General features: G+C 44.3%; 10 protein-coding genes. 1 reads left to right on the top strand and 9 read right to left on the bottom strand.

Features of this window, described 5'->3' with window-relative positions:
- Positions 1-168 precede the first annotated feature (168 nt).
- The 7 genes from MHI51_RS04805 to qoxA form a co-directional block, all read right to left on the bottom strand.
- A complete protein-coding gene (locus MHI51_RS04805) occupies positions 169-2,211 on the bottom strand; it encodes a hypothetical protein (protein WP_143761909.1) in 2,043 nt (680 codons plus the stop codon).
- Entirely contained in the window at positions 2,165-3,067 is a 903-nt protein-coding gene (locus tag MHI51_RS04800; protein ID WP_036680830.1) for an ABC transporter ATP-binding protein, read from the bottom strand. The genes MHI51_RS04805 and MHI51_RS04800 overlap by 47 nt, the downstream gene beginning before the upstream one ends.
- Positions 3,060-3,449 (bottom strand): GntR family transcriptional regulator, encoded by a 390-nt coding sequence (locus MHI51_RS04795; RefSeq protein WP_036680827.1) that lies wholly within the window; start codon positions 3,447-3,449, stop codon positions 3,060-3,062. Before MHI51_RS04795 ends, MHI51_RS04800 begins: the two co-directional genes overlap by 8 nt.
- Before the next feature lie 1,603 nt (positions 3,450-5,052).
- Positions 5,053-5,343, bottom strand: coding sequence for a cytochrome aa3 quinol oxidase subunit IV (gene qoxD / locus MHI51_RS04790; protein WP_036680878.1), 291 nt, complete (start codon positions 5,341-5,343; stop codon positions 5,053-5,055).
- Between the two features lie 4 nt (positions 5,344-5,347).
- Positions 5,348-5,944 carry a cytochrome aa3 quinol oxidase subunit III gene (gene qoxC / locus MHI51_RS04785; protein WP_042124373.1) on the bottom strand — a complete coding sequence of 199 codons (597 nt, stop codon included), beginning with the start codon at positions 5,942-5,944 and terminating at the stop codon, positions 5,348-5,350.
- Positions 5,941-7,884 (bottom strand): cytochrome aa3 quinol oxidase subunit I, encoded by a 1,944-nt coding sequence (gene qoxB, locus MHI51_RS04780; RefSeq protein ID WP_076129582.1) that lies wholly within the window; start codon positions 7,882-7,884, stop codon positions 5,941-5,943. Before qoxB ends, qoxC begins: the two co-directional genes overlap by 4 nt.
- 38 nt (positions 7,885-7,922) lie before the next feature.
- Positions 7,923-8,942 (bottom strand): cytochrome aa3 quinol oxidase subunit II, encoded by a 1,020-nt coding sequence (qoxA, locus tag MHI51_RS04775; protein ID WP_036680822.1) that lies wholly within the window; start codon positions 8,940-8,942, stop codon positions 7,923-7,925.
- Between the two features lie 487 nt (positions 8,943-9,429).
- Between qoxA and MHI51_RS04770 the strand changes: the two genes are divergently transcribed.
- On the top strand, positions 9,430-10,566 hold the full coding sequence (locus tag MHI51_RS04770) for a polysaccharide deacetylase family protein (protein WP_405173638.1): 1,137 nt from the start codon (positions 9,430-9,432) through the stop codon (positions 10,564-10,566).
- Between the two features lie 1,300 nt (positions 10,567-11,866).
- Here the strand turns inward: MHI51_RS04770 and MHI51_RS04765 are convergent.
- Positions 11,867-13,573 (bottom strand): methyl-accepting chemotaxis protein, encoded by a 1,707-nt coding sequence (locus tag MHI51_RS04765; RefSeq protein WP_076276826.1) that lies wholly within the window; start codon positions 13,571-13,573, stop codon positions 11,867-11,869.
- A gap of 202 nt (positions 13,574-13,775) precedes the next feature.
- On the bottom strand, positions 13,776-16,340 hold the full coding sequence (locus tag MHI51_RS04760) for a DUF4430 domain-containing protein (RefSeq protein ID WP_341001231.1): 2,565 nt from the start codon (positions 16,338-16,340) through the stop codon (positions 13,776-13,778).
- Positions 16,341-16,347 lie beyond the last annotated feature (7 nt).

Here is a 16,347-nt window from a genome sequence, read left to right as displayed (position 1 = left end):
GCGATGTTATTTTACCGGAAACGAATATACTGGTTCAGAGGCTGACCTGAAAGTTCCATTTCATCCTTATCGTATCTCCAAAAGCATAATCCAACTATCCAGTTTATGTAAACCAGTAGTCTTTTATCTGTAATCTTTTACTTACCTTATTCTAAACTTATTCTTAACTTATTTCAGCAATGCTTTCAATTCAGGCGTCATATCCGATTCTTTTAACATTACGAAATCGCTATAACCCTCTTTGTACATCAACTTCACAATGTAGTTGCCATTCTCAACACCATAATGGAAATGATGGTCCAAAATATCTGTTAATAATGTCTTATCCTTCGTAACAGCCGTACGATTCTTTTCGCGTGCAAGCGCTACTCTTTGTTCAGGACTAGTAGGGTTCTTAGGTGTTTGCTCGTCCATATAATCATCTTTTATAATCTCTGCCGATTGGATATCTTCAGCTGTTATTTGTATTTTATCGGCATAACCTTTTTCGTTCATCCACTTTTCAAGCTCATGGAAAGAAGATTTCCATGGATAATAATAACCATAATCTGTAATAACTTGATTACTGTTCTCTTTTGTCTTCACCTCTACTTGGATATTAGCCACATCAGGTTTTCCGTCCTTATCTATTTGTACTTCGTAGGACATATTCGAAATTTCGCGTTTGATAATCTCCTTTAGCTCTGAAATTTCCCCGGGATCAGAAATGGCTACTTTTTTATTCCTGTTAGTAACCCACATAAAATCCAGGTCTTTGTCTAAGAGAGCTAAATCATACTTTTCATACTTGTAAGCTTCGGTATCCTTAACCGCCTCGAGCTCTGATTCAAACCCCTTATTAGGGATCCAGTATTCCCTCACTAGCTTATCGCCGTTCTCCAATTGATAAGCCAGAGTAAAATATTCATAAACGTATTGTCGTGAGGTAAGTTCTGGACGTACTGCAACTACCGCTTGATGGAGTTTACGGACAGCTTCTATATAATCTTTATCATCGGAAAAAGGGTTCTGCCCCATGTAGGGTGTAGTGTACAAATCATCCGTTGGGGTATACAACCGGTAGTTAGCTCCCATATATACACCGCTAATCTTATCACCGGAAGGCACTCTGGCTTCATACCCCGTAACACTTGATACCGGGATATACAGAAGTAACCCTATCATTACCGCATAAACTGCAAACTCAGCTACCATTTTACGCGTCATAATCTGCCATGTTTTCCGAACAATCATTTCTGCGGCAACATAACCAATAATGGCTCCGATGGCATATCCACCAATCACCCAGCCCATTTGCTGTTGCTTCATTTGCGCAAAATAATTACCGGCAATAAGCATGGCACATAACATAACCCCTGCTTTAAACAGTGGGTTGAAATATCCAAAGGCAATAGCCTGACCCGCTTTTTCCGTATTACGTTTACGGTATAACAGGTACGACAACCCGATAAATAGAAGTGCCAATACCCCATAAATCCATAATTCTGTATTGGTGAAGGGTTTGCCGGTAAAATAATACACGATATGAACAAAAGGAGACCATATCTGCGAAATAGAATCACGCAAGTTAGAGTTTGCATTTGCATATCCATAAAGATACATAGCTAAATGGCTGTGGATTAATGAGATCAGTACAGCAGGAAGAATAAGCAAAATATAAATGATAATTCCCTGAAGAATAGATTGGCCCGTACATATTCCCACAAAAACACTAAAGCAAAAGAGGAACAAAGTCAGAATACTAACTGTAATACACCATTGCCAAATATCTGCGCCTTGAAAAATATAAAAATTACCACTCCACGGCTTAACAACGGCAACCACCCCAGCAGTTAACCAAACAGGCAGCAATAGTAAGGTAAGTCCACTCGTCAGATGAGCTGTAAATAAATGCTCTCTGCGTAAAGGCAGGCTATGCCAAAGATCTGCGGGTGATTTTGCCTGAAGGTATCGGAATAAGAATAGTCCTGCGGCAACTGGGATCGTAATGATAAACAAGGCTTGCACACTACCAGCTATGCGAAATAAATGATCAACTTCCTGCGGTTTTGCATCCGGATTGCTGCTCATGAAGAGCTGTAATGGAAGTGCAAATAATAAGCCGAGTGCATATATAATCCCTATCCAGCCATGCTGGCGGAAGTTCTGGCGAAAAATACTGCTATTAAAGTAGTAATGGCTGCGCATCATATCCGACATCCCCCATTTCATAAATAAAGATCTCTTCTAACGTTAATGGAAGCAAATCGAATACGTATGGCTCGTACACCTGAAAAGCCGCTTTGATCCGTTCACGATCCCCTTTTACAATATATAGGTTCACACTTCCCCGGCGCTCTTGATGCAGAACTTGTAGCTTGGCAGCTAACGGAATCTCATGCCGTTCATCCCGAAACGCCACTTGAATCTTATGTGTATCCGCCTTAAGATCATCCAGATCCTTCTCAATCAACATCTTCCCACCATGCATAATCCCGACATGATCGCACAGATCTTCAATCTCACGAAGGTTATGGGAAGAAATGATTACCGTCAACTCGCGTTCAGCTACCTCCTGAAATAGCAGGTTTTTGATTTGACGCCGCATCACCGGATCTAATCCGTCAATCGGTTCATCCATAATCAGCACATCCGGCATACAGCTTAAACATAACCAGAATGACGCTTGCCGCTGCATCCCTTTGGAGAAACGACTGAGCTTGCGCTTTTTATCGAGCTGAAATACGGTTCCCAAATCTTCAAAACGCTTCTGATTCCAGCTCGGATAAATCGAGCGATAGAAGGCCGCCATTTGCAGCATGGTGGATTGTGGGAAAAAGTAAGGAGCATCCGGCATAAAAATAACCCGTTGCTTAGTCGTCGGGTGTTCGAATACCGCTTCACCATCCACCCGCACGGTCCCCTTATCTGGAGAGTAGATGCCCGCCAATGTTTTGAGCAGCGTTGTTTTGCCTGCGCCATTAGAGCCGAGCAGCCCATAAATTGTTCCTTTATGTACCGTTAAAGAGATATCGTCGACTGCCTTCTCGCCTTGAAATAATTTGCTGACTCCCCGAATCTCAATCATCACTCTTCCCTCCTTCTCTTTGCTTCTCCACTTGTTGGTACAAAGAACTAATCTCAGCTGCGGTGAACCCAAGGTATACCGCCTCCGCCATCAGCCTCAGCAACTCGTTCCGGACTTCCGCTTTTTTGATCGCATTTTGTTCTTTTTTCATCGGGGCTACAAAACTTCCTTTCCCCTGTAATGAATAGATATACCCCTCACGTTCCAATTCACGGTAAGCCTTCTGAATCGTATTGGGATTCACGGTTAGCTGCTGGGATAACGTCCTTACAGAAGGTAGCTGTTCATCCGTCTGCAAAATACCATGCAGAATCATCTCCTTGACCTTATCGGTCAGCTGCTCATAAATCGGCTTCCGACTACGAACGTCCAGTTCGAACATAACCTTCCTCCTTCCACTATCTTGCATTAAATCCATTATGGTGTGTATTAACTGTACTACTATTATTAATACAGTTTGATTTATATGTCAACAAAAAAACCCCAAGATTATCCTTTGGGGATCTATCTATCCCTTGCTATTAATCAAAATTACGTCCGATCGCGCCGAGCCAACCTCATCCACAGTAGTTTTAGGACCCTGATAACGCTGATTCCAGCTTTTAAGGTCACCTGAGTACGACAGCGCCGTGCCATCCTCATTCCCCGTGGCTTTCGGACTCAGATGACGCTATTCGCACATTCTTCGCCTTTTGAGCGAAGTTTCGGACTCCTATGCAGCTATTGCCTAGTAAGGCGCTCATTTTGGGCTTTTTTCACACCAATAGCGACTTTGGGGTCCGTTACAACTCCAAATGACGCTGTTTCCAGCTTTTAAGATCATCTGAGTCCGATCGCGCCAAGTTCCCCTCATCCCCCATGGATTTCGGACCCAGATGACGCTATTCGCACATTTTCCGCCTTTTGAGCGAAGTTTCGGACTCCAGTGCAGCTATTGCCTAGAAAGGCGCTCATTTCGGGCATTTTTCACACCAATAGCGACTTTGGGGTCCGTTACCACTCCAAATGCCGCTGTTTCCCGCTTTTAAGGTCACCTGAGTCCGACAGCGCCGTGCCATCCTCATCCCCCGTAGCTTTCGGACTCAGATGACGCTATTCGAACATTTTTCGTCTTTTGAGCGAAGTTTCGGACTCAGTTGCAACTATTGCCCAAAAAGACGCTCATTTCGGGTGCCTTTTACACCAATAACGACCTTGTGGTCCGTTACCACTCCAAACGCCGCTGTTTCCCGCTTTTAAGATCATCTGAGTCCGATCGCGCCGCCCCCCCTTATCTCCCCCGTAGCTTTCGGACCCAGATGACGCTATTCGCACACTTTCCGCCTTTTGAGCGAAGTTCCGGACTCCAGTGCAGCTATTGTCAAGAAAGATGCTCATTTGGGGCATTTTTCACACCAATAGTGGCTATGGGGTCCCTTAGAATTCTAGATACCGTTGATTCCAGCTTTTAAGGTCACCTGAGTCCGACAGCGTTGTGCCATCCTCATCCCCCTGGCTTTCGGACTCAGATGACGCTATTCGCACATTCTTCGCCTTTTGAGCGAAGTTTCGGACTCCTATGCAGCTATTGCCCAAAAAGACGCTCATTTCGGGCGCCTTTTACACCAATAACGACTTTGGGGTCCGTTACCAATCCAAACGCCGCTGTTTCCCGCTTTTAAGATCATCTGAGTCCGATCGCGCCAAGCCGACCTTGTCTCACGGGGCTTTCGGACTCAAACGCTGCTGTTTTTAGCTTATAAGCTCCTCTGAGTCCGATCGCGCCGCCCCCCCTTATCTCCCCCGTAGCTTTCGGACCCAGATGACGCTATTCGCACATTTTCCGCCTTTTGAGCGAAGTTCCGGACTCCAGTGCAGCTATTGCCTAAAAAGACGCACATTTCCGGGCATCCGCTACAATAAACCTCCTAAATAAACGCAAAAAAAGAGACGTCCCTAAGCCATTTTGGCTTTAGAGACGTCCCTTTGAGTATCAGTGTCTGTAATTAAGCATACCAGCCCCATACGAAGATGAAGAGCGTACCGAATATCGTAACTAGACCAACGAATAAGGCATAGGCGATATTGATGTAAAGTTCTTTCTTGGTATCTGCTGATTCACCAATATGCATGAACAGGAAGAGCTGCAAGGAAGCCTGAATGAGGGCTGTAACAAGCAGGATAGCCATGTTCGCAGTGTTGGATAGATCAAGGTAGATTACAGCAAGTGCAGCCACAGAAAGGACAAGAGAGGCTAAGAAACCCATCACATGGCGAATTGGAAACAATTGCTTCATCATGCTACATCAGTCCTTTCAGATAGACGAAGCTGAAAATAAATATCCAGACAACGTCCAAGAAATGCCAGTACAGCGAGAAGATAAAGGATTTATTGGCCGTAGCCGGATTAATACCTTGACGCTTCAACTGGATTAGAATAGCCGCACCCCACAGGAAACCGAACGATACGTGAGCTCCGTGTGTTCCCAGCAGTACAAAGAGACTGGATAGGAAACCACTGGTTTGAAGTGTAGCCCCTTCGTGAACATAAGTGACAAACTCCGTGATTTCAATACCAAGGAAGCCGAGACCCATTAGAAGGGTTAGTCCGAAAAAGACCATCATGGCTTTTTGGTAACCATGCCGCATGGCATGAACTGCAAGACCAATCGTGAACGAACTTGTCAGCAGCAGCAATGTTTCGATCATTACTGGACCAATTTCGAAAAGATCCGGCCCGCTAGGGCCGCTGGCAAAACGGTCTACCATTACAAAATAAACAGTGAACAACGTAGCGAACAGTGCAATCTCCGCTCCTAGAAAAACCCAGAAGCCAAAGATTTTATTACTATTCTCTTCTGTTGAGTATTCAAGCGGCTTAGACGCATCTATTTTCATACTGTCTCACCCCGCAATTTCTTTTCAGTAGCAATAACTTCTTCTGCTGGGATGTAGAATCCGTGATCCCGATCAAAGGACATAGCAGCTAGAACAATGAGGATACCTACTCCAGAGAGGATCGCTGGAATCCAAAGACTGAAGACCAGAGAGAACCCTGCAATGAAGAAGATAACACCCAGAACAAATGGTTTTCCTGTGTTGCTAGGCATATGAATCTTAGTAATCTTATCTTCAAAAAGCGGTACTTTATCTTGTTTAGCAGACCAGTAAGCATCGCGTGTTTTTACATTTGGAACCACTGCGAAGTTGTAAGCTGGAATCGGGCTTTTCGTTGCCCATTCCAAAGTACGTGCATCCCACGGATCTCCATCAGTATCTCTTGGTTCGTAACGAGTACTCCAGTAAATGTTATAAACCAGGATTACAAATCCAATAGCGAGACCGATCGCACCTACGAATGAGACCATACTCAGCGGGCCAAATCCGGTATCCGCAGAATAGGTGTATTGTCGGCGGGTCATACCCTTAAGTCCGAGAATAAACAGCGGGAAGAACGATACGTTAAAGGAAATGATAATCCACCAGAAGGCATGCTTGCCAAGACGTTCATTCAGACGGAAACCGAATACTTTAGGGAACCAGTAATGGAACCCTGCGATAACGGCGAAGACCGCACCCGGAATAAGAACGTAGTGGAAATGGGCAACCAGGAACATCGTATTATGGTACTGGTAATCGGCACTGGCCATAGCCAGCATGACACCTGTTACCCCACCAATCGTAAAGATCGGAATAAAGGCCAGGGTGTATAGCATAGGTGTCGTAAAGGTTATTCGCCCTTTTCGTAAGGTAAATAGCCAGTTAAATATTTTCACACCTGTTGGTACGGCAATGGCCATGGTTGTAATCGAGAAGAAGCTGTTAACCATAGCACCTTGACCCATTGTATAGAAATGGTGAGCCCATACTAGGAAGGACAAGAGGGAAATGATCAACATACTGAATACCATGGATGTATATCCATACAGGTTCTTTTTAGAGAAGGTGGCGATAATTTCACTATAAATACCGAATGCCGGTAAGACAACGATATATACTTCAGGGTGACCCCATACCCAGAACAGGTTGGCCCATAACATATCCATACCGCCATTGGCCATCGTAAAGAATTGAGAGCCGAACAACCGGTCGAACATCATCAACGCGAGTGCAACCGTAAGCACAGGGAATGCGAATACGATAATTACGTTGGTGATCAATACGGACCAAGTAAACATCGGCATTTTCATCAACTTCATGCCTGGTGCACGCATTTTCAGAATCGTTACAATAAAGTTAACGCCTGTGAGGAGCGTACCAATACCTGAAATTTGTAGTGCGAGCGAGTAATAGTTATTACCCACCGTTGGACTGAACTCTAGACTTGCTAGCGGGAAATATGCGGACCAACCAGCATCTGGCGATCCGCCGATAACAAACGAAATGTTAAGCAGCATAGCTCCAAAGAAGAAGAGCCAGAAGCTGACAGCATTCAGACGCGGGAAGGCAACGTCTCTAGCACCGATTTGCAGCGGAACGATAACATTCATCAGACCGATAATAAACGGCATGGCCATAAAAAGGATCATAATCAAGCCGTGTGTTGTAAATACCTCGTTGTAATGCTGTGCGTCAAGAAATTTCATGTCCGGGGCTGCTGTTTGCAGCTTCATCATAATAGCGTCAACGCCGCCGCGGAAAAGCATAAGCAATGCAGCGAGGATATACATAATCCCAATACGTTTGTGGTCAACAGTAGTCAACCATTCGCGCCATAAATATCCCCATTTTTTAAAATAGGTCAGGCCGACGATAATCCCGATTGTAGCCAGAACAATACTTGCCATAGCTCCGTATATCAGGGGTTCGCCGTGGACCTTAAATTTATCCCAATCCATTAGGAATCGCTCCTTTCAAGTTGTTCAATTAACATTGACTAGTGTCCGTCATGTGTTGTGCTCTCTTCTAATGGAGAACTAGGTGTCGGCTCATCCAGTTCTGGATTAGGCTCGGTGTTGAATTCCGTCTCGCTGGATGGTGCTGGAGTCGGGTGAATTTCTTTATTATCCTGATGCTCCATACTTCCGTTATCCGTATCCATTTCAGTGCCACCATTACTCATATGGTCACCATGGCTTCCCGGAGGCGGGCTAAAGGATAAGTGAGTATTCGTATACGTTTTACGTCCGACATGTTCCATTTCCAAAAGACCTTTAAATTCATCTTCCGTCAGTGGACCCGCCGTTTCTTTAACGTCTTTCACCCATTCCTGATAGTCCTTATCTGTCATCGCAAGTGTTTCAAACTCCATGTGGGCAAAACCCTTACCATTAAAGTTCGCATTTCTTCCGACATAAGAACCTACAGTATCAGCTGAAAGATGCAAGGTTGTGATCATGTCGCTCATCGCGTATTTTTGTCCTCCCAATTGTGGGATCCAAAGACTTGAGATCGTACCGAAAGAATACAGTCTGAACTCTACAGCGCGGTGAACTGGAATGTTAACGTAGTTTACTGTTTCGATACCTTCTTCTGGGTAGCTGAAATGCCATTTCCAGTTAGAGGAGGAAGCATAAATTACAAGCGGTTTCTGATCTTTATAATCCGCTGCAACATTTTCTACATCTACTGTTGTTTTGACGGTGACTACGGAGAGGAATGCCACGATAATAATCGGAATGGTAATCCAGATAGCCTCCAGCCATTTGTTTCCTTCCTCGTGAGGAGGAATATAATCTTCGTTGCTTTTTTTAGCACGGTATTTCAAAAGCACAAAGACATATAAGATGTAGACAACTGCCAGAACGCCGAGCATCATAACAATGGAAAGAATGATCGTGTCAGATAAAGTTCTTGCAGCCGGCCCCTTCGGATTCAGAACAGCGATTGAACTGCATCCTGGCAAGAGTAAAATTAGGCTGAGAAATAAAGCGTATAACGGTCCCTTTTTGTTCATGCTTAAGCTCCTTCCTTCAATACTTCTTTTATTAACCCTCAACATTAACCTTAATATATAGTAAGAATTTATGGGGAAGAAAGCAAAAGACTTATTTTACCATTTAGCCTAAAAAAGACCTTAATAATGGCGAACAAGTTAAATATGTGTGATCAATTTGTTACAAGTTTCTAATAGTATGATAAAGATCACTGTAACGGCGCTGTTTATGGGTTGAAAAATTCCGTTCAAACTTTGTTCAATAGTTTACTAAAGTTGCTAATTTAGACACATCTATTCTGCGCAAAACGGGGTGATTTTAACCATTTTTTGTTGATGCGCCAGTATTTAGCCGGAGTCGCGTGCTTTTTATGATTGTGGTTGAAATCACAGTTAACTTCTAAAAGGTAACAAATTATTCTGCTGGGGGTTACAATCTCTCAAATTTCATTCTATCAATGTATGATAAGGTAATAGACAAATATACATAGATAGGAGATTTTTGACGATGTCTTTAAAGAAAGTATGGCTATTATTAATCGTATTATTCATTGGTTCCGGATCAATACGAGCGATAGATTCAGTGAATGCAGCAGGTGCAGGCTCCCTTAGGTTAGGTGTGAACGATAAGTTAACAACTATTGAAGCAGTTTCGGTAAAAGATACCTATTACGTTCCTCTACGTGATCTATCACAGGAACTTAAGTTAACGCTAACTGGAGTGAGCGATGGGATAAAAGTTACAGGTCAGAACAGATCAATCAAACTGCTGAATGATCATGCAACAGCTACTCTAGGCGATGGAAAGACCATATCCATGAGTACATTTTTGAAAAACGGAAAAACAATGGTTCCACTGAAATTGACCTCTTATCTTGGTTTTGGAATTTCCTTTAAAGCAGATCAATATTTATTGCGTGTAAAAGATGGCTCGGCTACATTAGATGATGCAACATTTGTAAGTAAGTTTAAAAAGGAATTGAAGCCAAGCGCAACTCCTGGAACTTCTACGCCAACTGTTGGGAAGCAAGGTAAGACCGTATACCTCACCTTTGATGATGGGCCAACGGCTACAACTTCTACATTGCTTGATATTTTGGCAAAATATGATGCGAAGGCAACTTTTTTCATGATCGGACCGAATATGAACCAGCATACTGCGCAAGTGAAACGGATTGCGAATGAAGGACATGGTCTCGCATTGCATGGAATGACGCACCGGAAAGAGAAGTTTTATGCTTCACCTGCGGCTGCGCTGGGAGAGATGGATAACGATAACGCCATTTTGAAAAAGATTACAGGTCAAAGCACTACACTGATTCGTCCTCCTTATGGAAGCAAGCCTTATTTCACAAAGGCCTTTAGAGATAAAGTGCTGGCTCAAGGTTATCATCTATGGGATTGGAACGTGGACTCAGAGGATTGGAAATACAAGGATGCTAGTACAACGATCTATAATTCGGTAATGAATCAGGTTCATAAGCTGCAGAAATCACAGACCAATCCAGTGATTCTGATGCATGATCAAAAAGCTACACTTAAAGTACTTCCGCGTATCTTAGAGTCATTGAAAAAAGAAGGCTATACATTCCACGTCATTAGCTCAGATCTGAAACCTCTGAATTTCTGGAAGGATACACGCTGAGTTTTTTTGAAAAAATCAAGAGGGAATCCCAACAGCTGTGAACTAGCTGTTGGGATTCCCTCTTTTTTCAGGTCTTGAACTAAACACTAATTTTTGTTTAATCCGATCACATTCATGCTCCCGAGTTTTTCTATCGGACCCAGATGACCTTAATTGCTGGATTTGCCTCTATTTCGGGTGCTATCGGACCACATAGCCGCTATTGGTGCAAAAAACACCAGTTATCAGTGTTTTCCACACCAGCTGCACTGGAGTCCGAAACTTTGCTCCAAGGGCGATAAATGGGCAAATAGCGGCTGCTGTGTCCTAAACTTCGCTCCAAAGCCAATAAATGTACAAACGGCGGCGGCTGTGTCCGAAACTCCACTCCAAAGCCGATAAATGAGCGAATGGCGTCTGCTGTGTCCGCCAAACCAGTGGGGATGAGTATGAGCCCACGGTATCGGACCCAGATGACCTTAATTGCTGGATTTGCCTCTGTTTCGGGTGCTATCGGACCACATAGCCGCTATTGATGCAAAAAACACCCGTTATCAGCGTTTTCCACACCAATAGCTGCACTGGTGTCCGAAACTTTGCTCCAATGGCGATAAATATGGAAATAGCGGCTACTGAGTCCGATAGCATATGGGGATGAGTATGAGCCCACGCTATCGGACTCAGAAGACCTTAATTGCTGGATTTAGCTATATTTCAGATGCTATCGGACCTCATAGCCGCTATTGGTGCAAAAAACACCCGTTATCAGTGTTTTCCACACCAATAGTTGCACTGGAGTCCGAAACTTCGCTACAAAGGCGATAAATGGGCAAATAGCGGCTACTGAGTCCGATAGCATATGAGGATGAGTATGACTCCACGCATCGGACCCAGATGACCTTAAACTGGGGAATATCAAGTAGACAGTGTGTTTGAAAAACTAGAGATCAGCCGGGAACACTAGGGGTACGGGGTACGGGGTACGGGGTACGGGGTACGGGGTACGGGGTACGGGGTACGGGGTACAGGTTCCGGAGTACGAGCATACCGAGCATCCCCAAGGTTTTTATTGTTTCCACGCCTCCGTCTTGACTCTAGTGTCGCTGGAGGTCACATAGCATATGTTTACCCGGCAACCTACTGAAACCAACTTACATCTCTCCCCCCTGACCTACTGAGACCAGCTTACATCCCTCCCCCTTGACCTACTGAGATCAGCTGGCTCGCACTTGCTCCCAATCTGCTAAAACCACAAACAGCAGAGCAGCGATCTCCGTTACTGGAGAACCGCTGCTCTGCTGTTTTAATATTATTATGAAGTCTATAGTTTGAAGCTGGACAATGTCTTTTGCAGATCTTCTGCGAGCACCGCTAAATACTGAGCTGAAGCCGACATTTCCTCCATTGCGGATAGTTGCTCCTGACTCGCTGCACTTGTGTCCTGAACACCTTCTGCACCTTTACTAGATATAACGTTGACCTGTTCCATAGCTGCTGCGACACCTTGGGATTCCATGGCCACATGAGCAACCGCTTCTCTAATCTCCGCTGTCTGTAAGGTAGCTTCTTTAATGGAAGTCTGAATCTCATGAAAAGCTTGAGATACCAGATGACTTTGAACTACGCCATTGGTGACTAGCTCAGTACCCAAAGCCATGGATTCTACTGCGCTTTCGGTTTGCTTTTGGATATGTGTAATAATATCTGTAACCCGCAAAGAACTATTTCTAGTTGCTTCCGCCAGATTACGAATTTCTCCAGCAACTACAGCAAATCCCCGTCCATGCTCACCAGCCCGTGCTGCTTCTATAGAAGCATTGAGCGCAAGCAGATTCGTCTGTGTAGCAATACCGTTAATCGTTGTAATAATTGTATTAATCTCTTGTGACAATGTCCCCAGATTAGAAACAATCTCCTGACTCTGAGTTACACTGAGGTCAATTTCCTTCATCTGCACAATGATTTGGTCTACAGCCTCTACTCCACGATCCGATGAACCGGAAACTACTCCCATTAGATCCGACATTTCATAGCTGCTGCCCTCTACGGCTGCAATATCATTGGTCATTGCTTTTATGGAACGTGTTGTACTGTTAATGCTCTCTGTCTGCTCATCAAAACCCGCGGCAATCTCTCCAGAAGATACAGCGATCATTTGTGAAGCCAATGAGGTCTGCTCAGCACTAGCGCTCATCTCTTCCGATGAAGCTGACAGCAGTTCTGCACTCTCTGCAATCCCTTGCATCATCTTCCGCAAGCCCTGCAGCATATTGTTAAATGAACTGTTAATTTGGCCGATCTCATCCTTGGCGGTGTACGTTGCTACCACGGTCAAATCTCCATCTTCTGCCCGCTTCATTAGTCCTTGCAGTTCTTTAAGCGGTTTTGTTATCAGGCGAATGATTGCAATACTAATCAAGATACAAATCACCCAAGCGAAAGTAATCATTATGGTATTGTTTACACGCATGCTTTTAGCGGTTGCCATGGAACCTGAATTGTGTTCATCAGCATCTTTAAGCAAAGAATCACTAATTCCTTTAAGCAGGTTGATCATTTTTTCACGGGATTCGTTAAATTCGCCTGAAAATACTTTATAGGCCTCTTGATTATGATTACTATCAGCAATCTTTATAATGTTATCCCGCTGTGCACGATAATCTGGCAAAAAGGACTCATACTCTTTGATTTTACTTACAATAGCAGGATCATTATACTGAATCGCTTTCACCTTGTTCATAAGTTCATTATTATCTTGAACCTTCACTTGGATACTCTCAGAAAGTTCTTTGTTTTTGCTGGCATCAACGCTAATCAAACGCTCCAAAAGATAGGATTCAATAGCCCGATTATTCGTACGCATCTGCCCTACGTAAGAAACAGGCAATAAATTTTCATTATATGTCTCATTTGTCTTTTCGGCCATTTTGTTCATTGTGATGATGCCTATGCCCCCTACAGCATTCACCATAATTACTGCGAATACCAAAAGCAGCCCTATTTTGTATTTCACTTTCAAATTTTTCATCTACACTCCGCCTTCACATTATCTTATGATCTATCTATTTTTATCGGTCGGAAGGGCTAAGAGTTTGATGATTTTTAAAATATTGTGTCGAATAAAAGTATATATTGTCATAAAACGACTTTCCTCAAATAAAAAAGGGCGGGCACCCGATCCGCTATTACTCCGAATCCATGTGTGCCCGCCTAATCAAACTTCCTCTTCCTTATTCTCCAGAGGTATAGTACCAGTACAAAGTATCACCGTTCTGCAAAATATAACTGTCTGCACTGATGCTTGGATCCGCATCCCGGTTCGTTTTATACTTCCATCCGCTGCTTGGGCCTCCATCAAATTCAGCCAACCCGTCAATAGATTTCACGTAGATGCTTCCAGCGTTGCCGGATGATACTACCTTAGTCCCTAATTGACTGACTAGTAAGCTATAAGCCGTTTCGCCCTCTTTTAGAGCTACTGTTGTACTGGCTAGGATGGTTCCTCTCCGGCTATCTCCAATCACTGAGAGGGTAGCGGTAGCTTTTGCTGGAGCAATAACAGACGATCCGACAGTCAGAGACTGAGTATAACGCGCTACGCTCGGTACGCTATCTTTAGCATAACCGGTAACAGTTATTGTATAGCTATTTGCTGGGAGACCCCCATCAACAACAGCCACACCTTGTTCATTCGTGATTACCTTCTTATCACCAATCGAAACCTGCACACCTGCAGCTGGTGAGGTAACCGGATCAGAAGTGAAGCTTTCCTGATCCCACACCCACTTTTTCTGTGAAACCTTTACAGTAAAAGCTTCATTAGCTTTTGGCTGTGATGGGGTAAGCACCACAGCATCTACAACCTGTGTATTTTCTCCTGCATAATAGACAAGCACACGATCGGATTCCTGTAGTTCGAACGCATCCATACCCACACTTGGATATATCCACTCCCCGCCGCGTGATACCACGAAGCTCCACCATCCGTCGTAAGTACCTTGCGAAACTCCATGGATACCTGATACAAAGTTGCCATAAGACGATTTGGTGATATCTACTTTAAAATCATCGGTAGACCCTAGTTGTTGCAACGCTTCAAGGGCATTGGAGGCTTTCAAAGTCCCCTCACTAATCAACCCTTCCGGGCCTTCAACGGTTAGCGAAGCTGTTACATTCTTAGAAATCACTTTTAGAGCTTTTGTATATTTAGCAATCGTTGGGGCTTTGCCTTCACGGTAGCCAGTTACAGTCAGTGTATAGTCACCTGCGGGCATATTTCCTGAGAATACGGCCTCACCTTTAGCATTCGTCGTTACCGTCTGAGCTCCAATTTGGACCTGAACACCCGCAGCTTTTGCAGTTACAGGAGAGGAAGTGTTCGTAGCAGCGTCCCATTTCCACGTCTTACTAGTTACAGTGACGGTAAAGGAATCGCCCTCTTTAAGATTTGCTTTGGAAAGCGTAACGGAATCCACAAGCTTAGTGTCATCTCCGGCATAATAAACCAGTACCTGATCTGAATCTTTAAGTACAAAATCACTCATGCCTACATCGGGATTAATCCATTTTCCGTCACGTGATACAACATACATCCATCCGTCATAACCACCAAAGCTTCCAGCAGCAATACTTCCGATGCCAGTCACATAACTGCCCGAAGGATTTGTGATCGGCAAGTTCGTTTGAAGCGCCAGCTTCTCTAACGCTCCAAGTGCGTTGCCAGCATAGGCGTACCCTTGTGCCAACGTGGCCTGTGGTCCCTCAATCGTTACTGGAGCGTAGATGAGTGAGCTCTGAATGGAGGATTTGGAAAAATCGTATAGCTTACTGTTGCTTCCTTTATATAGCAAATTATAGGCAACCAGCGCCTGAAGACCTTGCTCTGTCGCCAGAATATTACTGCTTCCACCACGGCTATGGGTGAAGCTACCATCAGCTAGACGATAGCTAAGCAGGTTCTCCATTAGATCCACTTTGTTTTTGGTGTATTCTAATCCACTAGGATCAACTCCGAAGGAGGTGAGTCCAAGGATTGCTTGTGCGCTACTTTCAGCACTGTCACCGTAACCCCCATGGCTATCTTGAGCTGTAGATAACCAAGCTACGGCTTGTAGCCCTGCTAAGTAGGCTTCGGGATTATTTTTATGTGCCGCCAGAGCCGTCAAGGTTATCGCTGTCATATCAGGCTCACTTGCACCTGAGGTTAGTGCAAAGCCCCCATCCGGATTCTGTTTGGAGAGAATCTCCGTAAGGAGCTTATCCGCCGTCCATTTCGCGTCACTTGGGATATTATATTTACCAGAATCCAGCGCAAGTAAAGCATATACCGGATTATTAAGCGTCTGTTCACTGAGCTTGCTATTATTATAAATTTTCTCAATCAGATTATAGCCAGGAGTCGTTCCGTTACCAGCAAAGCTAGTAGGATCTGCACCAATCGCTCTCACTGCGAGCACGATTCGAGCATAATCGGTTACATTGGTGAAATCGCCAGCTGCATCCTTTACTTTTTTCTCAAGCTCTGAAAGGTAACTAGCCGGCAGCTTGTACCCTGCTTGCGCTAATCCAATGGCTTGCCAATCCGATTGCACGCCACCTTTCAAGAGATATTCTGCAGCCGCATAAGTCGCATCCGCAACATTAATCCGCTCCGCGGCAGTTGCCTCCAGACCGGCGCCAGCGCCCGCTTCTGCAAATATTTGTCCCGCCGGAGCAAGAGATGTTCCTAGAATTGAAATGACCATGAATAAGGCCAGCCCAAGTGCTACAAACTTGGAAGACATGATTTTCTTCATTGTTTAA

The sequence above is a fragment of the Paenibacillus sp. FSL H8-0260 genome (assembly GCF_045040625.1).
In the GTDB taxonomy this organism is placed as follows: domain Bacteria; phylum Bacillota; class Bacilli; order Paenibacillales; family Paenibacillaceae; genus Paenibacillus_AQ; species Paenibacillus_AQ odorifer.
This window is presented reverse-complemented; position numbering and strand designations above follow the sequence as displayed.

Excerpts from the sequence above, each read along its gene's own strand:
- MHI51_RS04805 (WP_143761909.1), bottom strand. The coding sequence starts at position 2,211 with ATGAAATGGGGGATGTCGGATATGATGCGCAGCCATTACTACTTTAAT.
- MHI51_RS04800 (WP_036680830.1), bottom strand. The coding sequence starts at position 3,067 with ATGATTGAGATTCGGGGAGTCAGCAAATTATTTCAAGGCGAGAAGGCA.
- MHI51_RS04795 (WP_036680827.1), bottom strand. The coding sequence starts at position 3,449 with ATGTTCGAACTGGACGTTCGTAGTCGGAAGCCGATTTATGAGCAGCTG.
- qoxD (WP_036680878.1), bottom strand. The coding sequence starts at position 5,343 with ATGAAGCAATTGTTTCCAATTCGCCATGTGATGGGTTTCTTAGCCTCT.
- qoxC (WP_042124373.1), bottom strand. The coding sequence starts at position 5,944 with ATGAAAATAGATGCGTCTAAGCCGCTTGAATACTCAACAGAAGAGAAT.
- qoxB (WP_076129582.1), bottom strand. The coding sequence starts at position 7,884 with ATGGATTGGGATAAATTTAAGGTCCACGGCGAACCCCTGATATACGGA.
- qoxA (WP_036680822.1), bottom strand. The coding sequence starts at position 8,942 with ATGAACAAAAAGGGACCGTTATACGCTTTATTTCTCAGCCTAATTTTA.
- MHI51_RS04770 (WP_405173638.1), top strand. The coding sequence starts at position 9,430 with ATGTCTTTAAAGAAAGTATGGCTATTATTAATCGTATTATTCATTGGT.
- MHI51_RS04765 (WP_076276826.1), bottom strand. The coding sequence starts at position 13,573 with ATGAAAAATTTGAAAGTGAAATACAAAATAGGGCTGCTTTTGGTATTC.
- MHI51_RS04760 (WP_341001231.1), bottom strand. The coding sequence starts at position 16,340 with ATGAAGAAAATCATGTCTTCCAAGTTTGTAGCACTTGGGCTGGCCTTA.